Source organism: Stenotrophomonas sp. 57, assembly GCF_030291075.1.
Classification (GTDB): Bacteria; Pseudomonadota; Gammaproteobacteria; order Xanthomonadales; family Xanthomonadaceae; genus Stenotrophomonas.
The window spans coordinates 1,706,367-1,731,254 of sequence record NZ_CP127407.1; the positions used below are offsets into that span (position 1 = coordinate 1,706,367).

Annotated in this window: 24 protein-coding genes; 16 read left to right on the forward strand and 8 right to left on the reverse strand. The window is 67.4% G+C overall.

Annotated elements, in window-relative coordinates:
• Position 1 precedes the first annotated feature (1 nt).
• The 7 genes from panB to QP512_RS07960 all read left to right on the forward strand — a co-directional run bounded on the left by panB (position 2) and on the right by QP512_RS07960 (position 7,697).
• Entirely contained in the window at positions 2–817 is an 816-nt protein-coding gene (panB, locus tag QP512_RS07930) for a 3-methyl-2-oxobutanoate hydroxymethyltransferase (protein ID WP_286071627.1), read from the forward strand.
• Entirely contained in the window at positions 814–1,653 is an 840-nt protein-coding gene (gene panC, locus QP512_RS07935) for a pantoate--beta-alanine ligase (RefSeq protein ID WP_286071628.1), read from the forward strand. The genes panB and panC overlap by 4 nt, the downstream gene beginning before the upstream one ends.
• Positions 1,654–1,719: 66 nt before the next feature.
• Positions 1,720–2,217, forward strand: coding sequence for a hypothetical protein (locus QP512_RS07940; protein ID WP_345783109.1), 498 nt, complete (start codon positions 1,720–1,722; stop codon positions 2,215–2,217).
• A gap of 87 nt (positions 2,218–2,304) precedes the next feature.
• Positions 2,305–2,685: an aspartate 1-decarboxylase gene (panD, locus tag QP512_RS07945; RefSeq protein ID WP_005409061.1), complete on the forward strand. Its 381-nt coding sequence runs from the start codon at positions 2,305–2,307 to the stop codon at positions 2,683–2,685.
• Positions 2,682–4,196: a glucose-6-phosphate isomerase gene (pgi, locus tag QP512_RS07950; protein ID WP_286071630.1), complete on the forward strand. Its 1,515-nt coding sequence runs from the start codon at positions 2,682–2,684 to the stop codon at positions 4,194–4,196. Before panD ends, pgi begins: the two co-directional genes overlap by 4 nt.
• Positions 4,197–4,512: 316 nt before the next feature.
• Positions 4,513–4,719 (forward strand): DUF6229 family protein, encoded by a 207-nt coding sequence (locus QP512_RS07955; RefSeq protein WP_049483047.1) that lies wholly within the window; start codon positions 4,513–4,515, stop codon positions 4,717–4,719.
• Positions 4,720–4,799: 80 nt separating this feature from the next.
• Positions 4,800–7,697, forward strand: a complete 2,898-nt coding sequence (locus tag QP512_RS07960) for a type 2 lanthipeptide synthetase LanM family protein (protein WP_286071631.1) — start codon at positions 4,800–4,802, stop codon at positions 7,695–7,697.
• 21 nt (positions 7,698–7,718) lie between these two features.
• Here the strand turns inward: QP512_RS07960 and QP512_RS07965 are convergent, their stop codons facing one another.
• Together QP512_RS07965 and QP512_RS07970 are read right to left on the reverse strand one after the other, a co-directional pair.
• Positions 7,719–8,282: a response regulator transcription factor gene (locus tag QP512_RS07965; protein ID WP_005409063.1), complete on the reverse strand. Its 564-nt coding sequence runs from the start codon at positions 8,280–8,282 to the stop codon at positions 7,719–7,721.
• Positions 8,279–9,505, reverse strand: coding sequence for an ATP-binding protein (locus QP512_RS07970; protein WP_286071632.1), 1,227 nt, complete (start codon positions 9,503–9,505; stop codon positions 8,279–8,281). The genes QP512_RS07965 and QP512_RS07970 overlap by 4 nt, the downstream gene beginning before the upstream one ends.
• Before the next feature lie 114 nt (positions 9,506–9,619).
• Between QP512_RS07970 and ispG the strand changes: the two genes are divergently transcribed.
• From ispG to QP512_RS07985, 3 genes are all read left to right on the forward strand, one after another.
• Positions 9,620–10,885 (forward strand): flavodoxin-dependent (E)-4-hydroxy-3-methylbut-2-enyl-diphosphate synthase, encoded by a 1,266-nt coding sequence (gene ispG / locus QP512_RS07975; protein ID WP_286071633.1) that lies wholly within the window; start codon positions 9,620–9,622, stop codon positions 10,883–10,885.
• Positions 10,866–11,615 (forward strand): phosphatase PAP2 family protein, encoded by a 750-nt coding sequence (locus QP512_RS07980; protein WP_286071634.1) that lies wholly within the window; start codon positions 10,866–10,868, stop codon positions 11,613–11,615. The genes ispG and QP512_RS07980 overlap by 20 nt, the downstream gene beginning before the upstream one ends.
• 200 nt (positions 11,616–11,815) lie before the next feature.
• A complete protein-coding gene (locus tag QP512_RS07985) occupies positions 11,816–12,463 on the forward strand; it encodes a response regulator (RefSeq protein WP_054171469.1) in 648 nt (215 codons plus the stop codon).
• A 257-nt stretch (positions 12,464–12,720) separates the two neighbouring features.
• Here QP512_RS07985 and eda read toward each other — a convergent pair whose 3' ends face one another.
• The 5 genes from eda to zwf form a co-directional block, all read right to left on the reverse strand.
• On the reverse strand, positions 12,721–13,380 hold the full coding sequence (gene eda, locus QP512_RS07990) for a bifunctional 4-hydroxy-2-oxoglutarate aldolase/2-dehydro-3-deoxy-phosphogluconate aldolase (RefSeq protein ID WP_286071635.1): 660 nt from the start codon (positions 13,378–13,380) through the stop codon (positions 12,721–12,723).
• 205 nt (positions 13,381–13,585) lie between these two features.
• Positions 13,586–15,502 (reverse strand): phosphogluconate dehydratase, encoded by a 1,917-nt coding sequence (gene edd / locus QP512_RS07995; RefSeq protein ID WP_286071636.1) that lies wholly within the window; start codon positions 15,500–15,502, stop codon positions 13,586–13,588.
• Positions 15,503–15,559: 57 nt separating this feature from the next.
• Positions 15,560–16,282, reverse strand: coding sequence for a 6-phosphogluconolactonase (pgl, locus tag QP512_RS08000; RefSeq protein WP_286071637.1), 723 nt, complete (start codon positions 16,280–16,282; stop codon positions 15,560–15,562).
• Positions 16,279–17,286, reverse strand: a complete 1,008-nt coding sequence (gene glk, locus QP512_RS08005; RefSeq protein ID WP_286071638.1) for a glucokinase — start codon at positions 17,284–17,286, stop codon at positions 16,279–16,281. Before glk ends, pgl begins: the two co-directional genes overlap by 4 nt.
• A complete protein-coding gene (zwf, locus tag QP512_RS08010) occupies positions 17,283–18,719 on the reverse strand; it encodes a glucose-6-phosphate dehydrogenase (RefSeq protein ID WP_345783110.1) in 1,437 nt (478 codons plus the stop codon). Before zwf ends, glk begins: the two co-directional genes overlap by 4 nt.
• Positions 18,720–19,071: 352 nt before the next feature.
• Between zwf and ugpC the strand changes: the two genes are divergently transcribed.
• Positions 19,072–20,154 (forward strand): sn-glycerol-3-phosphate ABC transporter ATP-binding protein UgpC, encoded by a 1,083-nt coding sequence (gene ugpC / locus QP512_RS08015; RefSeq protein ID WP_286071640.1) that lies wholly within the window; start codon positions 19,072–19,074, stop codon positions 20,152–20,154.
• Between the two features lie 138 nt (positions 20,155–20,292).
• Here the strand turns inward: ugpC and QP512_RS08020 are convergent, their stop codons facing one another.
• Positions 20,293–21,168, reverse strand: coding sequence for a folate-binding protein (locus QP512_RS08020; protein ID WP_286071641.1), 876 nt, complete (start codon positions 21,166–21,168; stop codon positions 20,293–20,295).
• A 39-nt stretch (positions 21,169–21,207) separates the two neighbouring features.
• Between QP512_RS08020 and QP512_RS08025 the strand changes: the two genes are divergently transcribed.
• The 5 genes from QP512_RS08025 to QP512_RS08045 all read left to right on the forward strand — a co-directional run bounded on the left by QP512_RS08025 (position 21,208) and on the right by QP512_RS08045 (position 24,884).
• A complete protein-coding gene (locus tag QP512_RS08025; protein WP_005409075.1) occupies positions 21,208–21,378 on the forward strand; it encodes a DUF1674 domain-containing protein in 171 nt (56 codons plus the stop codon).
• 56 nt (positions 21,379–21,434) lie between these two features.
• Positions 21,435–21,827 (forward strand): succinate dehydrogenase, cytochrome b556 subunit, encoded by a 393-nt coding sequence (gene sdhC, locus QP512_RS08030; protein WP_005409076.1) that lies wholly within the window; start codon positions 21,435–21,437, stop codon positions 21,825–21,827.
• Entirely contained in the window at positions 21,824–22,210 is a 387-nt protein-coding gene (gene sdhD, locus QP512_RS08035) for a succinate dehydrogenase, hydrophobic membrane anchor protein (protein ID WP_005409077.1), read from the forward strand. The genes sdhC and sdhD overlap by 4 nt, the downstream gene beginning before the upstream one ends.
• Before the next feature lie 31 nt (positions 22,211–22,241).
• Complete coding sequence (gene sdhA, locus QP512_RS08040; RefSeq protein ID WP_286071642.1) at positions 22,242–24,032, forward strand: succinate dehydrogenase flavoprotein subunit; 1,791 nt, start codon at positions 22,242–22,244, stop codon at positions 24,030–24,032.
• Between the two features lie 66 nt (positions 24,033–24,098).
• A complete protein-coding gene (locus QP512_RS08045; protein ID WP_005409079.1) occupies positions 24,099–24,884 on the forward strand; it encodes a succinate dehydrogenase iron-sulfur subunit in 786 nt (261 codons plus the stop codon).
• Positions 24,885–24,888: the final 4 nt, after the last annotated feature.

Below are 24,888 nucleotides of genomic sequence, written 5' to 3' on the forward strand. Positions count from 1 at the left end.
CATGAGCACCCACGCAGACAGCAAGCCCTGGACCGTACCTGCCCTGGCCGAGGCCAAGCGCAATGGCCAGAAGCTGGTCATGTTGACCGCCTACGACGCTGGCTTCGCCCGCACGTTCGATGCCAATGGCGTCGACCTGATCCTGATCGGCGATTCGCTGGGCATGGTCGTGCAGGGCCATGATTCGACCCTGCCGGTGACCGTGGCCGACATGGTCTACCACACCCGTGCGGTGTCCCGCGTGCTGCAGCGTGCGCTGCTGGTGGCCGACCTGCCGTTCGGCGCCGACGCTACGCCGGAGCGCGCACTGGATGCCTCGCTGCAGCTGCTGCAGGCCGGTGCCGAGATGGTCAAGATCGAAGGCGCGGGCTTCAAGGTCGACATCATCCGCTACCTGGTGGAGCGTGAGATCCCGGTCTGCTCGCACCTGGGCCTGACCCCGCAGTCGGTGCTGCGCCTGGGCGGCTTCAAGATCCAGGGCCGTGGCGATGCCGCACGCCAGCTGGTGGAGGATGCCAGGGCCGTGGCGGCCGCCGGCGCCAGCATCATGGTGCTCGAATGCGTGCCGACCCCGGTCGCTGCGGAAGTGACCGCGGCGGTGGATGTGCCGACCATCGGCATCGGTGCCGGCCCGCAGTGCGATGGACAGGTGCTGGTGCTGCACGATTTCCTCGGCCTCGACAGTGGCCATCGCCGCCCCAAGTTCGTCAAGGATTTCCTTGCCGAAGGCGGCTCGGTGGCCGGAGCCACCCGCGCCTTTGCCGACGCCGTGCGCGACGGCAGCTTCCCTGATGAACAGCACGCCTACGCCCAATGATCCAGACCTTCAATGAACTCGGCGCGCTGCGCGGGCAGATCGCCCAGTGGAAGCGCGAGGGCCTGCGCGTGGCGCTGGTGCCGACCATGGGCAACCTGCACGGTGGCCACCATTCGCTGGTTACCCTGGCGCGGCAATACGCCGACAAGGTCGTGGCCAGCATCTTCGTCAACCCGACCCAGTTCGGGCCGAATGAAGACTTCAGCCGCTACCCGCGCACGCCCGAGGCCGACGTGGCCGGGCTGGAGCAGGTCGGCTGCGACGCGGTGTGGCTGCCCAGCGTCGATGCGATGTACCCGCTGGGCGTGGACAAGACCACGCAGATGCACGCCCCGGGTGTCAGTGAAGTGCTTGAAGGCGCCAGCCGCCCGGGCCACTTCGACGGCGTGTGCACGGTGGTCGCGCGCCTGTTCCTGCAGGTGCAGCCGGACGTGGCCGTGTTCGGTCGCAAGGACTACCAGCAGCTGGCCGTGATCAAGCAGATGGTGGCCGAGCTGTCGTTCCCGGTCCAGATCGTCGGTGCCGAGATCGTGCGTGACGAGGACGGCCTGGCCAAGAGCTCGCGCAACCAGTACCTGGACGCCAGCCAGCGCCCGCTGGCCACCACCATCCACCGCACCCTGCTGGGCATGCGCGAAGGCTACGTGGCCGGGCAGGCGCGGGCGCAGATCGAGGCCGATGCCACGGCCGCACTGCAGGCCGCTGGCTTCCAGGTCGACTACGCGGTGCTGCGCACCCCGGAACTGGCCGAGCCGACCTTCGACGGCGGCGGCCGCGTGGCGCTGATCGCCGCGCGACTGGGCACGACGCGTCTGATCGACAACCTGGAGTTCTGAGCCGCACCTGGCTCCGGGGCGCCCCCACGGGGCGCCTCTCACCATCCCACGGACGGGAGACTGGAAATGAAAGCACCAGACACTGATGCGGGCCGCCTCGCCCAGGCCTCGATCCTGGCAGTACTGGCGGCAGGCATGCTGCCGGCCCAGCTGTTTGGCGGCCTGTTGTTCGCGCTTGAATTCAGGCGTACGCCGATGCCTGCGCTGACCGGTGGTGGAGTGATGTTCGTACTGGCGGCCTGCAACGCGATTGCCGTGCTGCTGCCCATGGCCTTGATTCAGCAATCTCAGCAGCGCCTGCGCCGGATCGGTTTCCTGCTGGTGGGATTCGGGCTGGGCGCGGTGGCGATGGCGACCTGTGCTTGGCCGGGGGAAGACCAGGGCCCCTGGCTGCAACGCCTGCGCTATGTCGATACCTTCGATGTGATCGGCTACGCCTTGTTGGTGCTGGCGGCGGGCGGCTTCGGCGTGGTTGCCGGGCTGGCCTTCCATACGGTGTTCCGCCTCTCGCTGGAGGGGGCCTCCGGCCGCGCTCAGGCAATGCCGCCGGGCGAGGGCGCCTGAACGGCCTTCAGCGTCCTGACGCAGACCCCTGACGAGGGCCGAGCGGGTGCTAGAATCCGCTCTTTCCTTTGCCGTTGCAGCGCCCCCATGCACCTGTCCCTGCTCAAGACCAAGATCCACCGCGCCACCGTCACCCATTCCGAGCTGAACTACGAAGGCTCGATCGCCATCGATGACAACCTGCTGGCAGCCACGGGCATCCGCGAGTTCGAACAGGTGCACATCTGGGACGTGACCAACGGTGCGCGCTTCTCGACCTATGCCATCCGCGCCGAAGCCGGCAGCGGTGTGGTGTCGCTCAACGGTGGCGCTGCACGCCATGTGCAGGTCGGTGACATCATCATCATCGCCGCGTTTGCCAGCATGACCGAGCAGGAAGCTGACAGCTTCAAGCCGAAGCTGGTGTACGTTGATGGCAAGAACCAGATCACCCACACCAACGACACGATCCCGACCCAGGCCGCATGACAACGAACAACGGATTCGACTCGCTGCATTCCCACGCCCAGCGCCTGAAGGGCGCGAGCATCCCCAGCCTCCTCGCCGCCGAACCTGGCCGCGTGCAGGATCTGGCGCTGCGGGTCGGTCCGTTGTACGTCAACTTCGCCCGGCAGAAATACGATGCCGCGGCGTTGCAGGCCCTGCTGGCATTGGCCGCTGATCGTGATGTCGGCGGCGCCATCAGCCGCCTGTTCCGTGGTGAGCAGGTCAACCTGACCGAAGGTCGCGCCGCACTGCACACCGCGCTGCGTGGCGACGTGGTTGATGCGCCGGTTGCCGCCGAGGCCTATGCCACCGCCCGCGAAATCCGCCAGCGCATGGGTGTGCTGGTGCGCGCGCTGGAAGACAGCGGCGTCACTGACGTGGTCAGCGTCGGCATCGGCGGTTCCGATCTCGGTCCACGCCTGGTCGCCGATGCGCTGCGCCCGGTCAGCGGCGCGCGCCTGCGCGTGCATTTCGTGTCGAACGTGGACGGCGCCGCCATGCAGCGCACGCTGGCCACGCTGGATCCGGCCAGGACCGCCGGCATCCTCATTTCCAAGACCTTCGGTACCCAGGAAACCCTGCTCAACGGGCAGATCCTGCACGACTGGCTGGGTGGCAGCGAGCGCCTGTACGCGGTCAGCGCCAACCCTGAGCGTGCGGCCAAGGCCTTCGCCATCGCCGCCGATCGCGTGCTGCCGATGTGGGATTGGGTCGGTGGCCGTTACTCGCTGTGGTCGGCCGTCGGTTTCCCGATCGCACTGGCCATCGGTTTCGAGCGTTTCGAACAACTGCTGGAAGGTGCCGCGCAGATGGACGCGCATGCACTGGATGCGCCGTTGGAGCGCAACCTGCCGGTGCTGCACGGCCTGACCGACATCTGGAACCGCAACGTGCTGGGCCATGCCACGCACGCGGTGATGACCTACGACCAGCGCCTGGCGTTGCTGCCGGCCTACCTGCAGCAGCTGGTGATGGAAAGCCTGGGCAAGCGCGTGCAGCGTGATGGGCAGCCGGTCACCACCGACACCGTGCCGGTGTGGTGGGGCGGGGCGGGCACCGACGTGCAGCACAGTTTCTTCCAGGCGCTGCACCAGGGCACCAGCATCGTGCCGGCCGATTTCATCGGCTGCGTGCACAACGATGATCCCTACACGATCAATCATCAGGCGCTGCTGGCCAACCTGCTGGCACAGACCGAGGCGCTGGCCAACGGCCAGAGCAGCGACGACCCGCACCGCGATTATCCGGGCGGCCGCCCGAGCACGCTGATCCTGCTCGACGCGCTGACCCCGCAGGCGCTGGGTGCGCTGATCGCCATGTACGAGCACGCCGTGTACGTGCAGTCGGTGATCTGGAACATCAACGCCTTCGACCAGTTCGGCGTTGAACTGGGCAAGCAGCTGGCCAGTGGCCTGCTGCCGGCGCTGCAGGGCGAGGATGTGGCGGTTGCCGATCCGATGACCCGCGAGATTCTTGCGCAGCTGAAGGGCTGATACGGGGTGCGGATGGGCCGGCGCCAGCCGGCCATCCGCTGTGTCTCCGGTTGCCTTCGATCCGGTCGCGCATGAAGGGCTGCGCGGCCACGCATTCCGTCCCGTTTCCGCGCTGCGCATGCAGCGCTTCCGCGTGCCTGCCGCAGCGCAGCTTGACTGTGCATTGCGTGCCAATGCAGTGTGCACGGGCGGCTGTACCTGTCATCCAGTATCGCTCGCAGCATGATGTTGATGCCAGGGACTGGCCGTATCCGAAGGAACGTGGAATCGATCCACGTTCTCAACGCCTCATGTTGTGAATGACAGGAGATTGCGAATGGATCTGAATGACGATGTTGTGTCCGGCTGGCTCAACGGCGCGGACGATGTGGATGGATGCGCCAACCCTGCGGGTTCGCTGTTCATCTATGGCGCTGGGGCCACCGAGTCCGCGCTCACGTCGGCCTCCGACACCCTGATCACGGGTGGCGGTACCGAATGCACCACCACGATGTCGGTGGTCAATCACTGCCTGTGCTGTTGATGTAGCCCGAGCCGGCACGCAGCGGCTTGCGCTGCGTGCCGGCGACTGGAACAGACTCTGGACACTTTGCAGGGGGCGTAATGACCGCTTCTCCGGCTGCGGCCGCGTTTGCGCGCATCACCGAACATTTCCTCGCCGAGGCGCGCGCCGCGTTGGCGGCTGGCCTGCATGACCCCGCCATCGATCTGCGGCCGGACGAGCGCGCGCTCCTGCATGAGCAGGGCGATGCGGCGCTTCGTGAACATGCCCAGCTCAAGCTCAACCGCGTGCTGTTGCTGGAACTGCATGCGGCCGCGCGCGGTGGTGACATCGGCCCGCTTGAGGGCGCCGGTGCGCTGGACGAATTCGTGGCCCTCGCCACCGGCGAGGGCTTCCATGAGCATCTGCAGCGACGCTACCCGGTGCTGCTGCCGCGGCTGTCGCGCATGCTCGAAGGACAATGCGCGGCCGTGGTGGAGCTGGCCGCGCGCATCGGCCGTGATCGTGCGCTGCTGACGGACCTGCTCGGCAGTCCGGCAGGATCGCTGCGTGCCGTGTCGCTGGGGCGCGGTGACCTGCACGGTGGCGGACGGACCGTGGCGCGGTTGCAGTTCGACGGCGGTGCGCTGATGTACAAGCCGCGCTCGCTGCGCATCGATGCCACGCTTGATGGCCTGCTTGCCGCCGTCTTCGGCGAGGGCCCTGGCCGGGTACGCGTGCCGCGCGTGGTGGATCGTGGCAGCCACGGCTGGGCCGCATTTGCCGCGCACCGCTATTGTTCCGGTGACGAGGAGCTGCGGGCCTATTACCGCGGTCTCGGCCACTGGCTGGCCATCCTGCGCCTGGTGGGCGGGACCGACATCCACCTGGAGAACCTGATCGCGGTCGGGCCGGTGCCGGTGGTGGTCGACGCCGAAAGCGTGTTCTCGCAGGTCATCGACGTCGAACCCTCCGGTCTGGGCGATGCCTACGACACGGCCGTCAAGCTGATGCGCAATTCGGTGCTGCGCACCGGTATCGTGCCGTTCCGCACCACCGGCCTCGGCATGGAAGGCGTGGACCTGTCCGCCGCCGGCGCACTGCCGGGCGAGCAACCGCGCGTGCAGGTGCCGGTGATCATCGAAGACGGGACGGCGCCGGCGCGGCTGGGCCTGGTCGAGGCAGAGGTCGCCATCGCACAGAACCATCCGAGCCCGCAGCCGGATGTTTCGTTGTACTGGGACCACATCAGCGAGGGTTTCGTCGATGCCAGCGGGCGCCTGCGTGCGCTGGATGCCAGGGGCGAACTGATGCCGTTGCTGGCCGGTTTCGAAGGCTGCCAGGTGCGGGATGTGCGGCGGCCGACCATGGCCTACGCCGAGCTCGGCCGGATGCTCTGGCATCCGGCGTCACTGCACAAGGAAGCCCAGGCGGTGGAACGCGCGATTGATCTGCTGGTGCGCAATGCGGCGGTGTCGCCGGCTGCGCCATCGGACCTGGACACCGTCCGCGGCGAAGTGGATGACCTGCGCCACGGCGATATTCCGATTTTCACCTCGCAGCTGGATGCGGCCCGTATCCGCGCCATCGCCGACAACTGGCGCGCGATGCGCATCGATCTGGAAGACGTGACCATCCGCAGTACGCTGGTGGCCACCGATCTGAACCAGCATGCGCTGGCCCGCGCCGAGGCCCGGTCGGGCTACAGCTACGCGGCGCGGCAACCGCGCGCGGACGATCTTGATCAGCGCCGACGTACGCTGGCGGCACGTGCGGTGGAGAATCTTCTGCGGCTTGCCGTGCATGGTGAAGACGGTTCGATGACCTGGATCACGCCCGAGGTGACGCGTACCGGGTGGACGGTTCAGCCCGTGCAGCCTGACCTGTACTTCGGGCTGGGAGGCATCGCTTTCGCGCTGGCTGCCTACCGTCGCGAAGTGGAGCAGGGGCGCGCCGACGCCGTGGCGGGGCTGGATCCGGCCATCGAGGGCGCCATCGCGGTGTTCCAGACCATGTGCGAACGGCATCCCGCCGAGATTGATGGCGGGTTCGTCGGTACGGGTTCCCAGATCTGGACACTGCTGGCACTGCACGATCTGCTGCAGCGGCCAGCCTTGCTGGCGTTGGCCGAGCACTGCGCGGACGCGGCGGAACACCGCGGCTTCCAGGGGCCGGTGAAATTCGAACTGATTGATGGCGTGTCGGGCATGATCCTGCCGTTGCTGGCGCTCGCCGAGGCCACCGGCAATACGCGGTGGCTGGCATTGGCGGCTGCAGCGGGGCGCCGCATGCAGGACGCGGCGATCGTCGATGCCGAGGGCGCCCGATGGCCGACGCCGCAGTTCCGGGAGCCGATCGGTGGCTTTGGCCATGGCGCGATGGGCATGGGGTGGGCATTGGCGCGGCTGGCGCGCTCGGAGGCCGGCAGCGCGGCGGAGCGTGCTGACTGGCGGCAGCTTGCCGAAGGTGCGTTTGCGTTCCAGGCAGCGCTGTTCGAACCGCATACCGGGCACTGGCGCGACATCCATCTCCAGGACGGCCAGAAGAACTTCCCGACCTGGTGTCATGGCAGTGTCGGCATCGGTCTGGCCGCTGCGGATCTGTACGCCCGTACCGGCGATCCGGCGCAGTTGCGCGACATGCGCCGCGCGGTTGCCGATACGCGTGGCAAATGGGGGTTCAGCCACACCCTGTGCCATGGCGATGTTTCCAGCCGGGAACTGCTGGTGCTGGCGGCCGCGCTGGATCCGCTCGGCTGCCCGTATCCCGAAGATGAGGCGGCCATCGAAATCATCTCGTCGATCGAAGAGCACCAGGGCATGGTCGGTGGCCTGACCCGTGCGGCGTTTACGCCGGGGCTGATGATCGGGCTGGCAGGCGCGGTCTACGGCTTCCTGCGCATGCACCCAGCCTGCGTGCTGCCCTCGCCGCTGCTGCAGGAGACCATGGCGGCGCGGGCCAATGCGATGGGGTCGCGTCCCAGCGCGACGCAGGACCGGCCGGCACTGGCGGAGGCCTGAGCCGGCAGGGACCGGCAGCGATCACCGGCTCGGATCGCGTTCCGGGCTGGGCCGCTTGGCCAGCTTGCGCTGCAGCGAGCGGCGGTGCATGCCGAGCAGGCGCGCGGCCGCCGATACGTTGCCGCCGGTCTCATGCATCGCCTGCTGGATGTGCTCCCACTGCAGGCGGCTGATCGGCGTCATCGCGTCCGGCACTTCCATTTCGCCATCGTCGGCCGGGCCGTCATCTTCCTCACCGAGGGCGCGCAGGATCATCGGCACCGTGGCCGGCTTCGGCAGATAGTCATCGGCCCCGAGCTTGATCGCTTCGACCGCCGTGGCGATGCTGGCGTAGCCGGTGACCAGCAGGATCCGCATGTCCGCGCGCAGGGCGCGCAACGGCTGGATCAGCGCCAGGCCGGAGTCGCTGCCCAGCTTCAGGTCGATCAACGCGAAGGCGGGCGGATGCTGGCGGGCCAACGCCAGTGCGCTGGCGGCATCCTGCGCGGTCTGCGTTTCCAGCCCCTTGCGGGCCAGGCTGCGCTGCAGCGTGCGCAGGTACAGTTCGTCGTCGTCGACCAGCAGGCCGAGGGTTGAGGCGCTCATGGGGTTTCCTCGCGTAGGGCCAGCGGCAGGCGGAAGCCGACGCGGCTGCCGGCCCCCTGGGCCGGGCGCATCCACATCTCGCCGTCGAGGCGTTCGATGGTGGCATGGGACAGGGCCAGGCCGACCCCCATGCCTTCACTCTTGCTGCTGCCGAACAGCTTGCCCGGCAGCACCGCGGCGCGCGCGTTGAAGCCGTGGCCGTAGTCGCGCACCTCGCCGATCAGATCGTTGCCTTCGATGCGCAGGTCCAGGTCCACGCGCGGCCGGCCCGCCTGTTCGCCGGCATCGGCGGCATTGTTGAGCAGGACCATCAGCAGATGGCCCACGCCGGGATCCAGCGGCAGCCGCAGCGGTGCATCCTCGTTGCGGTGCAGATCGATGGTCGGACGCACCAGTCGCCACTGTTCCAGCACCTGCTGGGCCGTGGATACCGCCCGGCCCGGGCCGTCCGCCGAGGCCGGTGCGGCCAGCGCCAGCACACGCTCGCGGCACTGCACCAGCAGCTCGCGCAGGGTTTCCATGTCCTCGCGCACTTCCGGCTCTTCACTGCGCTCGGCCACGTCGTCGGCGAGCAGGGTCATGGTGGCCAGCGGTGTATTCAGTTCGTGCGCCACCGACGCGGCATGGGTCGCCAGGGCGACGATGCCTTCGTTGCGGGCGAAGCGCTCGCGCAGCGCCGACAGTTCCAGTTCGCGCTTCCGCAGGGCCAGTGCCAGGCGGGTGGAGAATGCCAGCACCACCGCAGCGGAAATCAGGAAATTGGCAACCACGCCCCAGCGGTTGAGATCCTGCGCGCGGAAGTAGCCGTCCGGCAGGGGCTGGCCGAAGATACCGCTGGCGGCGTAGCCGAGCAGGCAGGCCAGCGCGACCGCCAGCGCCCAGCGCAGGGGCAGGGCGAACGCGGCCAGTGCGATCAGGATCAGGAACAGCGAACTGAAGGGGTTGGCCATGCCGCCGCTCCAGCCGACCATCCAGGTCAGGATGATCACGTCCACCAGGATGTGGCCGAACGCGGTCAGCGGTGCGGTGTCAGCTGCTTCCGGGCGCAGCTGGGTATAGACATTGAACAGGGTCAGCACCGCCACGCCGGCCCATAGCGGCAGCTGCGGCAACGGCAGGCCCAGCACCCAGGTGGCAACCAGGATGGTGGCGGCCTGGCCGCCTACGGCAAGCCAGCGCAGGCTGCACAGGGTACGGAGAAACGGGGCGTCGGGACCGGTCATGCACGCTCATCGTATGCGTTCACGCGCAGGCGTGCCTGCGACAATAGGCCGCAGCCGTGCCGCCGGCTGAATGCGAGTCACCCCGAATGCGGGGCCGGGCGGTAGAATGCGCTCATGCACGACGCCGTCACCCGCCCGACCCCCCCCTCCGATGCCACTGCCTGGCCGCGCCGCCAGACCCATGCCGTCCAGATCGGCGGGGTCACCGTTGGCGGTGGCAAACCGGTGGTGGTGCAGTCGATGACCAACACTGACACCTCTGACGTGGCCTCCAGCGTGAAGCAAGTGGCCGAGCTGTGGCGTGCCGGTTCGGAAATGGTGCGGTTGACCGTCAACACCGTTGAAGCCGCTGCGGCGATCCCGCGCATCGTCGACAAGCTGGCGATGATGGGCATCGACGTGCCGCTGATCGGTGACTTCCACTACAACGGCCACCAGCTGCTGACCGCCGAACCGGCGTGTGCCGAAGCACTGGCCAAGTACCGCATCAACCCGGGCAACGTCGGCTTCGGCAAGAAGAAGGACCTGCAGTTCGCGCAGCTGATCGAGTTCGCGATCCGCTACAACAAGCCGGTGCGCATCGGCGCCAACTGGGGCTCGCTGGACCAGGCCCTGGCGGCGAAGCTGATGGACGAGAACAACCTGCGCGAACAGCCCTGGGATGCAGGCCGCGTGCTGCGCGAAGCATTGATCCGTTCGGCGCTGGATTCGGCCGAGCAGGCAGTGGAGCTGGGCCTGCCGCGCGATCGCATCGTGCTGTCGGCCAAGGTCAGTGGCGTGCAGGAGCTGATCGCGGTGTACCGCGACCTGGCCCAGCGCTCTGACTTCGCCCTGCACCTGGGCCTGACCGAGGCCGGTATCGGCAGCAAGGGCATCGTGGCATCGTCGGCGGCGCTGAGCGTGCTGTTGCAGGAAGGCATCGGTGACACCATCCGCATCTCGCTGACCCCGGAACCGGGCCAGTCGCGCACGCAGGAAGTGATCGTCGCCCAGGAACTGCTGCAGACCACCGGCCAGCGTGCCTTCACGCCGCTGGTCACGGCCTGCCCGGGCTGCGGCCGCACCACCTCCGAGTTCTTCCAGGAGCTGGCCAAGGTGGTGCAGAACCACGTGCGCGAGAAAATGCCGCTGTGGAAGATCCACCACCCGGGTGCAGAGAACATGACCCTGGCGGTGATGGGCTGCATCGTCAACGGACCGGGTGAGTCGCGGCATGCCAACATCGGCATCTCGCTGCCGGGCACCGGTGAAACGCCGGCGGCCCCCGTGTTTGTCGATGGCGAGAAGAAGGTGACCCTGCGTGGCGACAACATCGCCCAGGAGTTCGTCGCCCTGATCGACCATTACGTCGAACACAAATATGTTCGAAGCGCCGGATAAGCCTGCGATCCTCGCTGCACCGGAGTCCGCCTCCGGTTTCCGCCACTGGATGGCGCGCAACGCCTGGCGCCTGGTCCTGTTGTTCGGTGGCGTACTGCTGCCGCTGGCGGGCTTCGTCGCCCTGGCGGACGAAGTGCACGAGTTTGAATCGTTCCATTTCGATGCCCCCCTGCTGTGGCAGATGCATGGCCTGCATTCGCCCTGGCTGGACCGCTTCTTCGTGCTCATCTCGAAACTGGGCTACGAGTGGTTCCTGATCCCGGCCGACGTGCTGATCATCGGCGCGCTGCTGGGCTACCGGCGTTGGCGCGAGGCGACCTTCGTGGCGGTCAGTTTTGTGGGGTCGGCGCTGCTGAACATGGGCAGCAAGCAGTTCTTCCAGCGCCAGCGCCCCAGCCTGTGGGAATCGATCGCGCCGGAATCGACGTTCAGCTTTCCCAGCGGGCATGCAATGGGTTCGATGACCCTGGCGGTGACCCTGGTGCTGCTGGCCTGGAACACCCGCTGGCGCTGGCCGGTCCTGATGCTGGCACCCGCGTTCAGCCTGCTGGTCAGCGTGTCGCGGGTCTATCTGGGGGTGCATTACCCCTCCGACATCCTGGCCGGATGGTGTGCCGCGCTGGTTTGGGTGGTAGGGTGCTATCTGGTCATGTTCAGTCGCCGGCATCCTTGGCGACGTCACGGCCCGCCGCCAGCGAAGGCCAGCGAAGCACCAACACAGGGGGTTTGACGTGGACGGCCCTTGAGGGACGTCTACGTGATAGATCAGTTGTTTCGTTGCAGCAGGTTCTGCAAGACAGGGGGCAAGCACAACGCGCGGTTATGTGATGCGCAAGGCAGATCGCCAGCGCCGCATTCCGGACGCGCTTGCAGGGTATCGGCACCCTGCCTAGCTTGACCTGCAATGGCCGCATTCGAAGAGGTACGTGGATGACGATTCGAGTCTACCTGGTGGATGACCACGCGCTGGTCCGCACCGGTATGAAGATGATTCTGTCGGGGGAAACCGACATCGAGGTGGTGGGCGAAGCCGAAACCGGCGAGGACGCGCTGCGCGAGGTCCGCCAGCTGCTGCCGGACGTGGTGCTGTGCGACCTGCATCTGCCGGGCGTGAGCGGCATGGAAGTGACCGAGCGCATCGTCCGCAGCCACCGCAACACCCGCGTGGTGATCGTGTCGGTGCTGGAAGACGGCCCACTGCCCAAGCGCCTGCTCGAAGCCGGCGCGGCCGGCTACATCGGCAAGGGCTGCGATGCGCAGGAACTGCTGCGTGCGGTGCGTGATGTGGCAGGTGGCCGTCGGTACCTGGGCACCAGCATCGCGCAGAACCTGGCGCTGTCGACGGTGGAAGGCAACGGTTCGCCGTTCGACAACCTGTCGCCGCGCGAGCTTGAGGTGGCGCTGCTGCTGACCCAGGGCCTGCGCCAGGAAGACATCGCGCGGCGCCTGAGCCTGAGTGCGAAGACGGTCAATACGCACAAGGCGCGGTTGTTCGAGAAGATGGGGATCCACGACAACATCGCGTTGGCGCGGATGGCCAGCCAGTACGGGCTGGTGGATCCGGCACGGCCGCTGTAACGGGTTTCGGCCAACGGCTGAGCCCCTCGCGGTGGTGGTGCGGTTGGATTCTGGAGGCTCGGTCGCGCCATCCCTCCGCAGGGCCACGGACAGGTTCCGTGCGCGTCCACCGCGGAATGAAGAAGGAAGAGCGGGAGCGGGTCGCGCGCTTTGCCCGCTCTGGATGCTGGTCCTCTAGAGCCGAGCCCATGCTCGGCTGCTTTCCATTCCGCTGGCGTGGAGCCGAGCGTGGGCTCGGCTCTACAGCTGCGTTGGGCTCAGTGGCCGCGAACGCGCTGGATGATCTTCGCGGCGTCGGCGGCGCTGGCGCGCACCTTGTCCCATTCGCCGTCGGCGATCCAGTTGCCCGGCACCATCCACGAACCACCAATGCAGACCACGTTCTTCTGTTCGAGGTATTCGGCGGCGGTGTTCTCGGTGATGCCACCGGTCGGGCACAGCTTCAGGTCAGCCACCGGGCCAGCAAGGCCCTTGATCATTGCCAGCCCGCCCACGGCCGTGGCCGGGAACAGCTTGCACACACGGAAGCCGCGCGCGTAGAGCGACAGCAGCTCGGTTGGCGTGGCCGCACCCGGCACCACCGGCAGCGGCGCAGCGGCCAGCGCATCAGCCAGGGCCGGCGGCGTACCCGGCGTCACCAGGAAATCCGCACCTGCATCGATGGACTGCTGCATCTGCTCCACGGTCAGCACCGTGCCCGCACCCACCACCACATCCGGCAGCTCGCGCTTGAGCATTGCCAGCGCGTCCATCGCCACCGGCGTACGCAGCGTCAGCTCGATGGCCGGCAAGCCGCCTTCCAGCAGCGCCGCACTGACCGCCCGCGCCTGGTCCAGCGTATGAACCGTCACCACCGGCAGGATGCCGGCCGCATGCAACAGCTCCGCCGCCTTCACCTGATGTTGTTCGATACCCATGCTTTTGCCCTTGCCTTTGCTCTTCTTGATTCAGTGGCCGCAGCGCAGATGACGCGCCGGGAATTGTCCAAGGGCAGTAGAGCGCCCTGGCCGGGACCGTGAGCGGCATGGATGCCGCGATCGAGCCCCCATGGATGGGTTTACGGCGTGTCCCGGCCAGGGCGCTCTACTGCCCAGGCCGGGAAGCCTGCCGCGGCTTTTCGCTTCAGGCGTCCTTCGCCTCATGCGGCGCCGCCGCCGCCGCGGCATCATGCCCCAGCTCGTACTCCGCGTCGTACTCCCACGGCCCACCATCGGCCGCCGCCGGCCCGCACGAAATCGAAATCGCCCCCTGGTCCGCCGGACCCACCACGCGACGGTTGGTCGCAAACAGATTGCGGCCCAGGTCATGCGCGGCCGGCGCGGTGTTCGGTGCCAGCGAGCGTGCGGCCCATTCCGCCGCATCCACCAGCACTTCCAGCGTGCCAGCCTCGCCATCGAGGCGGATCATGTCGCCCTCGCGGACCTTGGCCAGCGGGCCACCGCGCGCCGCTTCCGGCGTCACATGGATCGCCGCCGGAATCTTGCCCGAGGCACCGGACAGGCGGCCGTCGGTGACCAGCGCCACGCGCCGGCCCTGGTTCTGCAGCAGGCCCAGCAACGGTGCCAGCGAATGCAGTTCCGGCATGCCGTTGGCACGCGGGCCCTGGTAGCGCACCACCGCCACGAAATCCTGCGGCAGGAGGCCACCGGCGTGCAGCTTGTTCAACACCTGCGGTGCATCCACCACCACCGCCGGGGCCTCGATCGTGCGGTACTGCGGTTTCACCGCCGACAGCTTGATCAGCGACTTGCCCAGATTGCCGCGCAGCAGGCGCAGGCCACCCTGGTGCTCGAACGGATTGTCGACGCCACGCACCACTTCGTCATCGGCGCTGCGTTCCAGGCCCGGCAGATAGACCAGCCGGCCGTCGCGCAGCTGCGGCTCGCGCGCATAGTCGGCCATGCCGCCACGCGCGACGCTGACCAGGTCGCCGTGCATCAGGCCCGCCTTGATCAGCTCGCCGAACACGAAGGCCGGGCCGCCGGCCGCAGCGAAGCGGTTCACGTCGGCGTCGCCGTTCGGATAGACGCGGGCCAGCAGCGGGATCAGCTGCGACAGCTCGTCGAAGTCGTCCCAGGTCAGCACGATGCCTGCGGCGCGGGCCACGGCGATCCAATGGATGGTGTGATTGGTCGACCCACCGGTGGCCATCAGCGCGATGACCGCGTTGATGATCGCGCGCTCGTCGATGATCCGGCCCAGCGGACGGAAGTCATCGCCCAGCGCGGTGATGTCCAGTGCACGTTCGGTGGCTTCGCGGGTCAGTGCGTCACGCAGCGGCGTGCCCGGGTTGACGAACGACGCCCCCGGCAGCTGCACGCCCATCGCTTCCAGCAGCACCTGGTTGGAATTGGCGGTGCCGTAGAAGGTGCAGGTGCCCGCGCCGTGGTACGACGCAGACTCGGCTTCCAGAAGCTCTTCGCGGGTGGCTTCGCCGGCGGCGTAGCGCTCGCGCACTTCGGCCTTCTGCTTGTTCGGAATGCCCGGGGTCATCGGGCCGGCCGGCACGAACACCGCCGGCAGGTGGCCGAAGGCCAGTGCACCGATCAGCAGGCCCGGCACGATCTTGTCGCACACGCCGAGGTAGACGGTGGTGTCGAACATGTCGTGGCTGAGCCCGATGGCGGTCGCCTGTGCGATCACATCGCGCGAGAACAGCGACAGTTCCATGCCGCCTCGGCCCTGGGTGACGCCGTCGCACATCGCCGGCACGCCGCCGGCCACCTGTGCGGTGGCGCCCAGCTCGCGGGCGATTTCGCGGATCTGCTCGGGATAGGTCTCGAACGGCTGGTGCGCCGACAGCATGTCGTTGTACGCGGTGATGATGCCCAGGTTCGGCGTCACGCCACCGCGCAGGCGGCTCTTGTCGGTGCCGCCGCAGGCGGCGAATCCGTGGGCGAGGTTGCCGCAGCTCAGGCGGCTGCGGAACGGGCCCTCGCGCAGGGAGGCGTCGATCGCAGCCAGGTAGGCAGCGCGCGAGGCGGCGCTGCGGCGGATGACGCGCTCAGTGATGGCTTGCAGTTGCGGATGGAGGCTCATTGGCTACCGGCGTTCGTGGTGGCGAGAGGCAAGCGGCGGCGTGCGCCGCCGCCGACATCAATCAGCCCAGTGGACGCGCAGGCGCGCGCCGTCCAGGTTGATCGCATTGAGGATCGGGTACTGCTGGGCGTCATTGCTGTCCAGCGCATGGCGAAGCACCTGCAGCTTCTGCTTGCCGCGCAGCAGCAGCAGGCGCTGGCGGCATTGGCGCAGGCCATGCGGGGTCAGCGTGATGCGCAGCGGCCACTGGTTCGCGCCCGGGCAGCCGGTGGCATCCAGCGCTGCGTAGGGCAGGGCACTTTCCAGTGCACGGGCCAGGTCCTTCGCGCCCGGGAACAGCGAGGCGGTGTGGCCGTCGTTGCCCATGCCCAGCGCCACCAGGCTCGGCGGCTGGCTGTGCTGGGCCTGCAGGTTGGCGGTGTAGACGCATTCGGGCAGCGGCTTGCCGATCCGCACCAGCGGATCGAAATGGGCGCCTTCGGCGCGCTTGAGCAGGTTTTCACGGACCAGCCAGGCGTTGCTGTCGCGATCCTGCGGCGACAGCCAGCGCTCGTCGGCCAGGCTCACCTCCACGCGGTCCCAGTGCACGTCCAGTTCGGCCAGGGCCTGGTACACCGGGGCCGGCGTGGTGCCGCCGGACAGCAGGATACGCGCACGGCCCACTTCATTGATGTCGTGGTTGAGGGTCTGCGCCATCTCGGCGGCCACCGCCTCGATCCAGCCATCGGCATCGCCATGTTGGATGAAGTCGATGCGGTCGTCGTGGAAGGTGGGGCTCATGCGGCAACTCCTGGTGCGTCACGTTCGGCGTCGGCGGCATAGGCAGCGGCGCCCAGCAGTCCGGCATGGGGATGCATCACGGCCAGCGACGGCACCCGCGCCATGATCGAAGAGAACCGCCCCTTGTGCTCGAAGCGCTGGCGGAACCCGGAGTGCTGCAGTGAATCGAGCATCTTCGGGGTCAGTCCGCCGGTCAGGAACACGCCGTCCCAGGCGCCCTGGGTCAATACCAAGTCGCCGGCAATGGCGCCGAACACGGCGCAGAACACATCGACGGTGCGCATTGCCTGCGGATCGCCATGCAGGGCGCGGGCGGTCACGTCCACCGGTTGCAGCTGGCCCGGGTCGATGCCGGCCATCTCGCACACCGCGCGATGGATGTTGACCAGGCCAGGGCCGCAGATCAGCCGCTCGTTGGAGACGCGCCCGAACTGCTCCGACAGGATCTCCAGGATGCGGATCTCTTCCGGTGTTCCCGGCGGGAAGCTTACATGGCCGCCTTCGGTTTCCAGCGGATAGCAGCGGCCGTGGCGCAGGATCAGGCCACCGACACCCAGGCCGGTGCCCGGCCCGATCACCGCGTAGTTGCGCGGCTGACCCGGCTTGCCCGGCACCCAGGCGGCACCGCCAACCTGGACTACGTCATCGGGTTGCAGCAGCGAGATCGCCATCGCCTGCGCGGCGAAGTCGTTGATCAGGTGCAGTTCGTTGAAACCCAGCATCGCTGCGGTACGGCTGCGCGAGATCACCCAAGGATGGTTGGTGATGCGGGCCTCGTCACCGTCGACACGGCCGGCGACGGCGAACACGCCACGGCTGGCCGCAGCACCGATCTGTTCCAGGTGGTGGCGCGCGGCATCCCCCAGCGACGGGAACTCCGCCACTGCGTACTCGCGGATGCTCTCCTTCAGCAATGGCGCGTCCAGCGAGGTGTCGGCCAAGGCAAAGCGGGCGTTGGTGCCACCGATGTCGGCGACCAGCACCGGCTGCGAGACGGCACTCATGCCGACGCTCCGCTGTCGGGTGCATCCACGCCCTGCGGCAGGAACTCCGTTGCGTTGCTCGGGCCCCATTGGCCCGCGGGGTAGGGTTCGAGCGGCAGCTTGGCCGCCTTCCAGGCATCGGCCACGCTGTCGATCCAGGCCCATGCGGCACGCACTTCGTCGTCGCGCACGAACAGCGTGTGGTTGCCGTTGAAGGCGTCCAGGAACAGGCGTTCGTAGGCGATGCGACGGTGCAGGCCGGTCGGCACCGACAGCTCCAGTTCCAGCGGATGCAGTTCCAGCGCGCCCCATTCCGGGCCGGCCAGGCTGCTCATCAGGCCCAGTTCGATGTTCTCCTGCGGCTGCAGCTGGAACACCAGGCGGTTCGGTGCGGCCTGCGCGCGCTGCGGGCGCTCGAACAGCCAGTGGGTGACCGGCTTCAGCGTGACCACCACGCGGGTGGTGCGTTCGGGCAAACGCTTGCCGGTGACCAGATGGAACGGCACGCCGCTCCAGCGCCAGTTGTCGATATGCGCGGTGACGCCGGCGAAGGTTTCCACGTCGCTGCCTTCCGGTGGCTGGTAGGCCTGCGCCGGCTGGCCGTTGATGGTCCCGGCGGTGTAGCGGCCACGGATGCTGTCACGCGCGGCGTGCCTGGCATCGAGCGGGCGCAGCGCACGCAGTACCTTGACCTTCTCGTCGCGGATGCGATCGGCTTCCAGCGAGGCCGGCGGCTCCATCGCCACCATGCACAGCAGCTGCAGGATATGGCTCTGCACCATGTCGCGCAGCGCGCCGGAACGGGCGTAGTAGGCGTCGCGGCCATCCACGCCTTCGCTTTCAGCGACCAGGATGTGCACCGATTCAATGTAGTTGCGGTTCCACACCGCTTCCAGCAGCGTGTTGCCGAAGCGCAGTGCGATCAGGTTCTGCACCGCCGCCTTGCCCAGATAGTGGTCGAGGCGGAACACGCGGTCCTCGTCGATCCACTGGCCAATGGTGCTGATGATCTCCTCGGCGCTCTCGCTGTCGCTGCCGATCGGCTTCTCCAGCATCAGGCGCGCCGGCGCGGCGAGGGCGCCGCCCTTGGCCAGGCCCTCGCAGGTGGAGATGTACAGGCCTGGCGGAATGGCCAGGTAGCTGACGCATTTGCGGTCCACCAGGTCGGAGACCGCGGCGGCGACCGAATCGACGTCGCGCAGGTCGACCGAACGGTAGTCGATGCGGCGCAGCAGGCCGTTGATGTCGTCCTGCGAGGCCATCGGCATGGCCTGCTGCAGGCGCGGGCGCAGGATGTCATGGAAGGCTTCGGTGTCATGCCCGGACAGGGCCAGTGCGCGGATGCGGAAGTCCTCCGGCAGCAGGCCGTCGCCAAGCAGGCGAAGCAGCGAAGGGAACAGGTAGCGCTGGGCCAGATCACCTGTGGCACCGAACAGGAAGAGGGTGTCGTGCATCGCTCGAGTTTCAGATCCGGGTGACATCGTTGTCAATCGCTTCATGGCTGGGTTCGTGGGACATCCGCGCAACTGCCTGTCCGGGGTTCGTCAGGGCCGTTCTACCGGGCTGCGGAAGACCGTTCCATTCGAAACCACTGCCTCGGCGGAAGCTTCGTTCCACCGCCGACGCAGATCGGTGCGCACCGATCATCGGATAGTGCCACGTGAAAACGTTTACATGGCAGAATGGGCAACTGTATTCGATTGCAGTGCTCGCCGTCATGCGGCAAGCGCGCAATCATCACTGCCATCGGGAGGGCCGAGGCAGTCCCAAAAGACAGCCCGGCTTCGGGCGGACCGGATAGGTGATATGGCAAAAGTGCAGTTGCAGGGTGTGCGCAAGGTCTATGACAACGGCCAGGTCGCGGTGAAGGACGCCACCTTCGAGGTTGCCGATGGCGAGCTGATGGTGCTGGTCGGTCCGTCCGGCTGTGGCAAGTCGACCTTGCTGCGGATGGTGGCCGGACTGGAAGAGATCAGCGGCGGCACGCTGAGCATCGGCGACCGCGTGGTCAATGACGTGGCGCCGAAGGACCGCGACATCGCCATGGTCTTCCAGAGCTACGCGCTGTACCCGCACATGACCGTAGCCGAGAACCTGGCCTTCGGCCTGAAGCTGCGCGGCCATGACAAGGCGACCATCGACAAGCGCATCGCCGAAGCGGCGCAGACGCTGGGCCTGACCGAGATGATGGACAAGCTGCCCAAGGCGATGTCCGGTGGCCAGCGCCAGCGCGTGGCACTGGGCCGTGCGCTGGTGCGCGAGCCGGCGGTGTTCCTGCTCGACGAGCCGCTGTCCAATCTCGATGCCAAGCTGCGCCACAGCGTGCGCACCGAGATCGCGCAGCTGCACCGCAAGCTGGGCACCACCATGATCTACGTGACGCACGACCAGGTCGAAGCGATGACCCTGGGCCAGCGCATCGTGGTGCTGAAGGACGGCATCATCCAGCAGATCGATACGCCGATGGCGCTGTATGACCGCCCGGCCAACCTGTTCGTGGCCGGTTTCCTCGGCAGCCCGGCGATGAACGTGCTGCGTGGCACGCTGCAGGGCGACGCCAGCGGCGTGACCGTGGTCGACGGCGACTGGCGTGCACCGCTGGGCCAGGCCACGATCAATCCGGCGTGGCTGCAGAAGCCGATCGCGGTGGGCGTGCGTCCGGAACACCTGCAGCCGGCCGGCGCCGAGGGTGCGCATGCGTTCACCGCACGCATCGAAGGCATCGAACCGGTAGGCAATGAAATCTTCGTCAACCTCAGCAGTGGCCAGCACGCACTGACCATGCGCGTGGCGCCGCAGTCGCTGCCGGCCGTGGGCGAGGACATCCGCGTGGCGATCCACCCGCAGGGCCTGCACTTCTTCAACGCCGAAACCGGCGAACGCCTCTGATGCTGTAGAGCCGGGCCCACGCTCGACTGTATTTCATGGAGAAGCCGAGCATGGGCTCGGCTCTGCAGAAGGTGGGTTCAGTAGATCCACGCCATGCGCGGATGAAGTGGTAGCGCCGGGCCGTGCCCGGCGTGAACCTCAGCGCGCCAACCCATCCAGCAGCGGCATACGCTGCGCCGCTGCGCCGCCCACCTGCAGCTCGGCGTCGCCGGCCTCCAGTGGCAGCACCGCCAGCGCCAGCTCACCAGCCACGCTGGCAATCGTGCCCGGCGCGGCGCCGTCCTGCTGCACGCCCTCGCCGGCCTGCGCCGGTGCGGCGGTATGCAGCAGCTGCACCGCGCGCTTTGCCTTGCCGAGGAAGTGGGTACGGGCAACGATTTCCTGGCCCGGGTAGCAGCCCTTCTTCACGCTGTAGCCGTTCAGGCGGTCCAGGCCCAGCTGCTGCGGGGTCCACACTTCGCGCTGGCTTTCATCAAGCCGTGGCAGCCCGTAGCGCAGGTCGGCCTGGCGCCAGGCCAGGGCGAAAGCGGCCTCATCGGTTTCGCTGCCGGCGGCAAAGGCATCGGCGGCGCCAATGCGCAGGGTGCGCGGCAGGGCATCGCTGCCCAGGTCCAGTTCCCACCCATCACCTGCGGCCTGCGCGATCGCGGCGCTGCTGGCAGCCTCCGGCGCAGTGAACGCTCCGGCCACGGCCAGGTCGCTGCGTACCTGCACCTTCACCTTGCGGCGGAACACGAAGCGCTGCAGTTGCGACGCAATCGCATCGGCATCACCGTCGGCCAGCACCAGCATCACGTGGTCGTCGGCCAGCCGAAGCAGCTGGAACACCGCCAGGGTGCGGCCTTTGGCGCTCAGCCAGGCGCTCCACTGCCAGTGCAGCAGGGGCAGGGCAGTGACGTCGCTGCTGAACTGGGCGTGGGCGAAAACGGCCGCATCCACACCCTGCAGGCTCAGCAGCTGGTGGCCGGGCAGGCGCGGATATCCGACGAAAGCAGGGGGCAGGTTGTCAGGCACGTGAACGAGGTCTAAAATTTGTGCGTTGCGAGACCGAACATGATAGGCCAAACAACCCCCACTCCCGACGACGAATCTGAAGCCCCGCTGGTCCCCGCGGCACCCGTGCCCGTGGAACAGGAAAAAGCAGAGGAATTCGGCGGCCGCGGCGGACTTGATCCGGTGCGGTATGGCGATTGGGAGAAAAACGGACGCTGCATCGATTTCTGATCAGCATTGAGCCAACGCGGCCGTGTGCCGCCCAGCCGAGACAACGAGCCCAGCGAATGGCGACCAGACAACGCCCACTTTCCCCGCACCTTCAGGTGTATCGCTGGCAGATTCAGATGGCCACCTCGATCCTGCATCGAGCCACTGGCGTCTTTCTGTCTGTTGGTGCCCTCATCATCGCTGCCGGCCTGCTGGCCCTGATGATGGGGCCCGAGTCCTGGAACTGCTTCACCGGCCATGCCGGGGCCTGGTATGGCCGCGTGTTCCTGTTCGCGTGGACATGGTCGTTCGCCTATCACCTGTGCAATGGCATCCGCCACGTGGTGCAGGACTTCGCCATCGGCTTCAGCATCCCCGCCTTCATCCGCAGCAGCTGGCTGTCGGTCACCGGCAGCCTGGTGATCACCCTGCTGGTGTGGGCCTATGTGATGTTCGGAGGTGCCGCGTGAGCAAGTTCCGTACCCCGCTGAAGAACGTGCGCGGCCTTGGCTCGGCCAAGACCGGCACCGAGCACTTCGTGCACCAGCGCCTGACCGCCGCCGCGCTGGTGGTGCTGGGCATCTGGTTCCTGGTCTTCGTGCTGGGCCTGCTGGGCTCGGACTACGCGACCGCCGCCGCCGCCGTGGCCAAGCCGTGGAACGCAGTGCCTCTGATCGGCCTGCTGATCGCCATGTTCTGGCACGCGCAGCTCGGTATGCAGGTCGTGCTGGAAGACTACATCCACGAATCGCTGCTGGCCCTGGTGCTGCAGACCGCGGTGAAGTTCGTCGCCGTGCTCGGCATGATCGTCAGTGTGTTTGCGGTGGGCCGCATCGCCCTCGGCGTTGCCTGAGCCCAGGCACCAACACAGGAATCCAGATTAGATGTCCGCTTACAAGATCACCGAACACAAGTACGACATGGTCGTGGTCGGCGCCGGCGGCGCCGGCCTGCGCGCCACGTTCGGCCTGGCCGCCAAGGGCCTGCAGACCGTGTGCCTGACCAAGGTCTTCCCGACTCGTTCGCACACCGTTGCCGCCCAGGGCGGTATCTCGGCCGCACTCGGCAACATGGGCGAGGACGACTGGCGCTACCACTTCTTCGACACCATCAAGGGGTCGGACTGGCTGGGTGACCAGGACGCGATCGAGTACATGTGCCGTGAGGCCATCCCCGCCATCATCGAACTCGAACACTACGGCGTGCCGTTCTCGCGCACCGCCGAAGGCAAGATCTACCAGCGCCCGTTCGGTGGCATGACCACCAAGTACGGCGAAGGCCCGGCGGCGCAGCGTACCTGCGCGGCGGCCGACCGTACCGGCCACGCGATGCTGCACACCCTGTACCAGCAGTCGCTGAAGCACGACGCGCGCTTCATGATCGAGTACTTCGCGCTCGACCTGATCTTCGACGACGAAGGCGCCTGCCGCGGCGTGCTGGCCCTGGACATGTCCGACGGCACGCTGCACCTGTTCCGCGCCCAGGGTGTGGTGCTGGCCACCGGCGGCTACGGCCGTGCCTACTTCAGCGCCACCTCGGCGCACACCTGCACCGGCGACGGTGGCGGCCTGGCCATGCGCGCCGGCATCGCCATGCAGGACATGGAGTTCGTGCAGTTCCACCCGACCGGCATCTACGGCGCCGGTTGCCTGATCACCGAGGGTGTCCGCGGTGAAGGTGGCATCCTGCGCAACAGCAGCGGCGAGCGCTTCATGGAGCGCTACGCACCGCATTACAAGGACCTGGCCTCGCGCGACGTGGTCAGCCGTTCGATGACCATCGAGATCCGCGAAGGCCGCGGCGTCGGCGAGCACAAGGATCACATCCTGCTCGACCTGACCCACCTCGGCCCGGGCGTGATCGACGAGAAGCTGCCGGGCATCGCCGAGAGCGCCCGCATCTTCGCCGGCGTCGACGTGCACAAGCAGCCGATCCCGGTCATCCCGACCGTGCACTACAACATGGGCGGCATCCCGACCAACTACCACGGCGAAGTGGTGCAGAAGGTCGGCGACAACGACAATGCCGTGGTGCCGGGCCTGTACGCCATCGGCGAAGCGGCCTGTGTGTCCGTGCACGGCGCCAACCGCCTGGGCTCGAACTCGCTGCTGGACCTGGTGGTGTTCGGTCGTGCGGTGGCCAACCGCTGCGCCGAGACCATCAAGCCGGGCGCATCGCACAAGCCGCTGCCGGCCGATGCCTGCGACAAGGCGCTGGGCTTGCTGGACAAGCTGCGCCACGCCAACGGCGATACCCCGACCTCGGTCATCCGCGATCGCATGCAGCGCACCATGCAGGCCGACGCCGCCGTCTTCCGTACCAGCCAGACGCTGAAGGAAGGCTGCGAGAAGATGGACAAGATCTTCGACTCGTTCCAGGACGTGAAGGTCTCCGACCGTTCGCTGGTCTGGAACTCGGACCTGATCGAGACCTACGAGCTGAACAACCTGCTGCTCAACGCGGTGGCGACGATCAACTCGGCCGAACAGCGCAAGGAAAGCCGCGGCGCGCATGCGCACGAGGACTATCCGGACCGCGACGACGTCAACTGGCAGAAGCACACCCTGGTCAGCGTCGACGAGAAGGGCAAGTGCAGCTTCGACTACCGTCCGGTGCACATGTACACGTTGACCGACGACGTGTCCGTGGTGCCGCCGAAGCCGCGCGTGTACTGATCCGACCCCGCCTACCATGCAATCCGCGCCCAAGGGCGCGGGCCGCCTGAGCCAACGAGAGCAGCCATGGCCGAGTTTTCACTCCCCAAGAATTCCAAGATCACGAAGGGCAAGCACTTCCCCGTCAAGAACGGCGGGAAGAACGTGCGCACCTTCAAGATCTACCGCTGGAGTCCGGACGACGACAGCAACCCGCGCACCGATACCTATGAAGTCGATCTGGACGCCTGCGGCCCGATGGTCCTGGACGCCCTGATCAAGATCAAGAACGAGATCGACCCGACCCTCACCTTCCGCCGCTCCTGCCGCGAAGGTATCTGTGGTTCGTGCGCGATGAACATCGACGGCACCAACACCCTGGCCTGCACCCGGGCCATCTCGGACTGCGGCAAGAAGGAAGTGCCGATCTATCCGCTGCCGCACATGAACGTGGTCAAGGATCTGGTTCCGGACCTGACCCACTTCTACGCGCAGTACGCGTCGATCAAGCCGTGGATCCGCACCCAGACCCCGGCACCGCCGGACCGCGAGCGCCTGCAGTCGCCGGAAGACCGCAAGAAGCTGGACGGCCTGTACGAGTGCATCCTGTGCGCCTGCTGCTCGACCAGCTGCCCGAGCTACTGGTGGAACGGCGAACGTTACCTGGGCCCGGCGATCCTGCTGCAGGCCTACCGCTGGATCATCGACTCGCGCGATGAGGACACCGGTGCGCGCCTGGACGATCTGGAAGATCCGTTCAAGCTGTACCGCTGCCACACCATCATGAACTGCGCCCGGACCTGCCCGAAGGGCCTGAATCCGGCGCTGGCGATCGCCGAGATCAAGAAGCTGATGATGGAACGCCGCGCCTGATCGG